This is a genomic window from Rhizobacter sp. P3_B12, assembly GCF_056402895.1.
In genome coordinates this window covers 1-5378 of sequence record NZ_JBFUGN010000382.1, presented here as the reverse complement: position 1 = coordinate 5378, position 5378 = coordinate 1, and the positions used below count along the sequence as shown (strand labels likewise).

Genomic DNA, 5378 nt, shown 5'->3' with positions numbered 1-5378 from the left:
ATCCTGATCAACCTGGTGAACAACGCCATCAAGTTCACCGAACGCGGCGAGATCCACCTGTCGGCCCGCACCCTCGCCGAGTCGCCAGGGCGCGTGCAATTGCAATTCTGCGTGCGAGACACCGGCATCGGGATGACGCCCGAGCAGGCCGTCCGCCTGTTCCAGCCCTTCACGCAGGCCGATGGCTCCACGACACGCCGCTTCGGTGGCACCGGCCTGGGCCTGAGCATCTGCAAGCGCCTGGTGGAGATGATGGACGGGCGCATCTGGGTCGAGAGCACGGTCGGCGAAGGAAGCCGCTTCAGCTTCACCTGCTGGCTGGCCATGAGCGATGCGCCCACGCGCGCACCCCGCGTGGTGCCCGAAGCGCTGAACGACCTGCGGGTGCTGGTGGTCGACGACAACCCGGTCGCCCGCTACATCCTCGTCGACGCATTCAAGGGGCTGCCGGTGCACGTGACGGCGGCAGCCAGTGGCAAGGAAGCGCTGGAGATGCTCGCGGCGGCCACGCAGCCTTTCCAGCTGCTGCTCACCGACTGGCAGATGCCCGGGCTGAACGGCATCGAACTCGCTCAGCGCGCGCGTGCGGCGCTGCCGGAACCGCCACGCGTCATCCTGGCCACCGCGTTCGGGCGCGAAGAGGTGCGCGCCGCGGCCGAGGCGGCCGGTGTCGACGCCTTCCTGCTGAAGCCGCTCGACCGGTCGGCCTTGATCGACGCCCTGGTCGAGGTGTTCGCGCCCGAGCACATGGTGGCCCAGGCGCCGGCGCGTGGCAGCGTTCCCCGCTTCGAGGGCGCGCACGTGCTGCTGGTCGAAGACAACGACACGAACCAGCAGATCGCGACCGAATTGCTGGAAGCAACGGGCGTGTCGGCCGACATCGCCTCCAACGGGCAGCAGGCGATCGAGCGCATCCAGGCCGCCGGGCCGGGCCGCTACGACCTGGTGTTCATGGACCTGCAGATGCCGGTGATGGACGGCTACGAAGCCACCCGGCAACTGCGCAGCGACGAACGCTTCCGCGGGCTGACGATCATCGCGATGACGGCGCACGCGATGAAGGAAGAACGGCAACGCTGCCTGGATGTGGGCATGAACGATCACGTGTCCAAGCCGATCGAGCCGCCGGCCCTGTATGGCGTGCTTCGCCGTTGGCTGCACCAGAAGCTCGCGACGGAGGAGCCATGGCCGGCAAGGGCCTCTTCGTCGATCACCCTGCCCCCGCTGCCGGGCTTCGACCTCGACGCCGCCAGGCGCCGCGTCAACGGCAACGAGACGCTGCTGCTGAAGTTGCTGCGGCGTTTTCGGGACGAGCAGCCACGGGTGCCGCAAAGGATCCGCCTGGCGTTGCAGGCCGCCGACCGAGCGACCACCGAGCGACAGGCCCATACGCTGAAGAGCGTCGCGGGGAATCTCGGGCTGCGGGGCGTGCAGCAATCGGCGGCAGAGCTCGAAGCGGCCGTCCGGCAAGGCGCTGCAGCGGCCGATCTGGAGCCTGCGCTGCAAAGCCTGCAGCTGGCGCTCGACGCGGCGGCCAAGGTGCTCGATGCCGGCCTGCCTGCCCCGGAAGGCACGGCAGCGCACCGGCCGCTGCGCCCGCTCGAGGCCTGGCTCGACGAGCTGCGCCAGCTGGCCAGCCTGATGGRAGATTGCAGCGCCGATGCCGCCCCCAGGTTCGAAGGACTCGCGTACGATTTCGAAGGCGAGTTCGGAGCCGGCGCGGCCACTGCGGTGCAGCGGGCACTGAACGACTACGACTTCGATCTCGCGCTGCAGGCCTTGCGCGCGGCTGCCGACGGCCGCTCTGTGCAGTTGAACTGAGCTGGATCCGAACGACAGTTCCGCGCCATCGCGGGGCAATACCAGGACAGCCGACACAGCCGACAAAGGGAGCTCACCATGCAGGAATCCGCCAATGCCAAGCCCACCGTGCTGGTGGTCGACGACACGCCCGAGAACCTCGACCTGCTGGCCAACCTGCTGCGCGAAAGCTACCGCGTGCGCCTGGCCAACGGCGGCGCCAAGGCGCTGCAACTGGCACTCGATTCGCCGCCCGACCTGGTGCTGCTCGACATCATGATGCCGGCCATGGACGGCTACGAGGTGCTGGAGCGCCTGAAATCCGACCCGCGCACGCAGACCATCCCGGTGATCTTCCTGACGGCGCTGTCGGCGCCTGAAGACGAAGAGCGCGGGTTGCTGCTCGGCGCCGTCGACTACATCACCAAGCCCATCAGCCCGGCGATTGCGCTGGCGCGCGTTGCGACCCACCTGCACCTGAAGGTGGTGTCGGACGTGCTGCGCGACAAGGCCGCCTTCCTCGAGGCGGAGATCGTCCGCCGCACGGGCGACCTGCGCGCGATCCAGGACGTGACGGTGGTGGCATTGGCCTCGCTCGCCGAGTCGCGCGACGGCGAGACCAGCGGGCACATCCTGCGCACGCAGCACTACGTGCGCTCGCTGTGCGTCGCCCTGCGAGCCAACCCGCGGTTGGCGGCAACCCTGGATGAGGCGAGCGTCAACCTCATCGTCCGCTCCACGCCCCTGCACGACATCGGGATGACCACGGTGCCCGAGGCGCTGCGGCTGAGGCCGGGCCCGCTGAGCGCCGACGAGTACGAGCAGGTCAAGCAACACACCACGTTGGGATGCGAGGCCATCGTGCGTTCGCAGCAGCGGCTGGGCGTGGATGCGAAGTTCCTGAGCTGCGCGAAGGAGATCGTGCTGTCGCACCATGAGCGTTGGGATGGCGGCGGCTACCCGCAGGGCCTGCGCGGCGCCGAGATCCCGCTGGCGGCCCGGCTGATGGCGGTGGCCGATGCCTATGACGCGATGGTGACGCCGCGGGTCTACAAGGCCAGCCTGGGGCACGACGAGGCGGTCGCTTCGGTCTTTGCAGCGAGCGGAACGCAGTTCGATCCCGATGTCGTCGCGGCATTCGAGCAGCGCCAGGACGACATCCGGGCGATCGCCGAGCGTTACGCCGACGGCACCGTGGTCTGAGTCGCCATGGCGAAGCCCGGCAACGAGGTCGCGCTGGTGGCGGTCCACGGGGTCGCCGACCAGGGCCCGGGAGAAACGGCCAGGGCGATCGTCGATCTGCTGGTGTCGTCCGCGCCGGAAGGCGTTCACTACCAGGCGACCGCCTCCACCAGGCTGACGCTGCCCGTGGCGCCGTTGGAGCCGCGGCCGGCCGCCACCGGCCGGGCATCGGCATCACCATCGTCGAGCGACCGTGGGCTCTGGAAATCCCTGCGCCAGTCGCTGCTGTCGGACATCCACCGCCCCAGGCAGGCGTGTGACACCGAGGCGGTGACGTTGCGTTCCATGGCGAAGGGCGCCATGAATGTCCAGCCGCTGGCGAAGAACCGCGACGTCGGGGTTGCCGTCAGCGACTACCTGCTGAGAAAACACATCGACAACGGCGCCGAGCCCGAGGCCTGCGAGACCGAGCAGGCGACGCTGGAGTGGAAGGACGAGAGCTCGGGGAGCACCGGCCGGGTCGACGTGTTCGAGCTGTACTGGGCCGACCTGTCGCGGCTCTCGGGGCAGCTGCCGCGCATCCTGACCGAGGCCGCGACGCTGATGTTCCGGCTGTGCAGGCTCGGCCGCGACACCGTCGACCTGGCCGCGGCACAGCTGGCCGGGCAGGACGGTCGCGCAAGGCGCCATGTGATCGCATGGTGGATCACGGCCACGTTCCAACGGCTGCTCGACTGGGTGTTCGTCCACGTGATGGTGCTGCTGATGGCGCAACTGGCCATGCTGGGCATCGCGATGCTGCTGCTGGGGCTGATGCGGGCCTACCCTGGCGAGGCCCTGGTCGCCGAAAAGGGCCTGGTCGGGTTGACGGCGGCCGGGCTGGGTCTGTACGGCCTTTACCTCCTGGCCACACGGCGGCGACGGGCCTTCGTGCTCATCGCGGTCGGTGCCCTGGTGGCCCTGGCCCTGTTCTCATGGTCGGCAACCGCGTGGCTCGCGATGTGCCTCTTCGGGGCGCTGCTGACGATCGCGTACGACCGCGGCCTGGCGGTGGCCGACGATCGCTTCCCGCTGGTTCAGGCAGTGGGGCGGCTGATGTGGGGCACGCTGCTCGTGAGCATTGCCGTGTGGACCTGCGTGCTGGCCCCGCGCGAGTGGATCGAGCCCGAATGGCATCTGCTGTTGCGCGGTGTGCTGGCCAGCAGCGAGCTGGTGCTGGCGATGGTGAAGTACACCTGGGTCGCGATGGGCTTCATGCTGGTCCCGTGGCTGCTGGCCGGCTTCGTCGCGGCTCGTGAGTGCGGGTACCTGTCACGCGGCAGCGTCGGCACCGGGCGCCTCGGCTTCGCCGTCTCGGCGGGCGGCTTCTTCGCGCTGATGATGTCGCTCTGGGCCTTCTTCCATGTGCCGCTGGCCGCGGCGGGCGGTGATATGCGCTACGACCCGTGGCTGTTCGACATCGGATTCGTCTCGCGCGCCAGCGAGCTGCTGGAGCGCCGCTACGAGGCCAGCACCGAAGCCTTCTCTGCCGTCGTCGTGGTGCTGGTGGCCTTTGCCGTGTATATGGTGCTGGCCGTGGTGCCGAGCGTGCTCGCCGAGCTGAAGCTGCTGGTGAACCGCCGGCTCGACCGCTTCCGCCGCAACGTTCCGGCGGCTCGGGACAAGGCGGCCCGGGCCGCGCAGGACCGCGCCGTGGAGCTGGGCAGCTGGCTCACGTGGTGGTACCGGCATCTGGATCGCTGGATGTCCGTGGTGGTGACGGTCGGCGTGGTGGCCGGCGTCGCTGTCGCACTGACGTACCTCCTCGGGACCTGGCCGGGCCCGCTGCAGGGCGTGCAGCTCGACATCGAGGATGCCGCACGCGCGTTCTCGCAGGACTGGCTGCGGCCCCTGGCGTTTGGAGCCACCGGCATCGTGGCCTCGATGGTGCTGCTGGGCAACCTGCTGTCACGCGTGCTGCCGGCGCTGCGGGCGCCCTTGGACGTGGCGCTGGACGTTGACAACCACTTCCGCGAGTTTCCCCGAACGGCGATTCCGCGGGCACGCATCTTCTCGCGCTACGCGGCGCTGCTGCGGCACCTGCAGGGCGAGGGATACCAGCGCATCGTCATCGTGGCGCACAGCCAGGGGACCGTCATCACTGCCGACCTGCTGCGCTTCTTGCGCACGGACGCGGGTGGGAACCTGCCCGACGGCCCATCAACGCCCTGGGTCGCGGCGGCCGAGAGCCCACTGCCCGACATCCAGCTGCTGACGGTCGGATCGCCGCTGCGCCAGCTGTACGCCGCGCGCTTTCCCTTCCTCTATCGCTGGAGCATCGCGAGAACCGGGCGCACCAGCGGCCCCACGCCGGCCGACATCGGTGTGAGGCGATGGCTGAACGCCTTCTGCAGCGG

4 protein-coding genes are annotated in these 5378 nt (G+C 69.3%); 3 read left to right on the top strand and 1 reads right to left on the bottom strand.

Annotated features, from left to right (window positions below; all coding sequences use genetic code 11):
- On the top strand, window positions 1–1821 hold a 1821-nt coding region (locus AC1D01_RS19060), incomplete at its 5' end, for a response regulator (protein ID WP_477869008.1).
- A gap of 78 nt (window positions 1822–1899) precedes the next feature.
- The gene (locus tag AC1D01_RS19055; protein WP_477869006.1) at window positions 1900–3003 is read left to right on the top strand and encodes an HD-GYP domain-containing protein; all 1104 of its coding nucleotides are present in this window, start codon (window positions 1900–1902) and stop codon (window positions 3001–3003) included.
- A 128-nt stretch (window positions 3004–3131) separates the two neighbouring features.
- Here AC1D01_RS19055 and AC1D01_RS19050 read toward each other — a convergent pair whose 3' ends face one another.
- A complete protein-coding gene (locus AC1D01_RS19050; protein WP_477869004.1) occupies window positions 3132–3329 on the bottom strand; it encodes a hypothetical protein in 198 nt (65 codons plus the stop codon).
- 13 nt (window positions 3330–3342) lie between these two features.
- Between AC1D01_RS19050 and AC1D01_RS19045 the strand changes: the two genes are divergently transcribed.
- A partial coding sequence (locus AC1D01_RS19045; protein ID WP_477869002.1) for a hypothetical protein occupies window positions 3343–5378 on the top strand: 2036 nt, incomplete at its 3' end.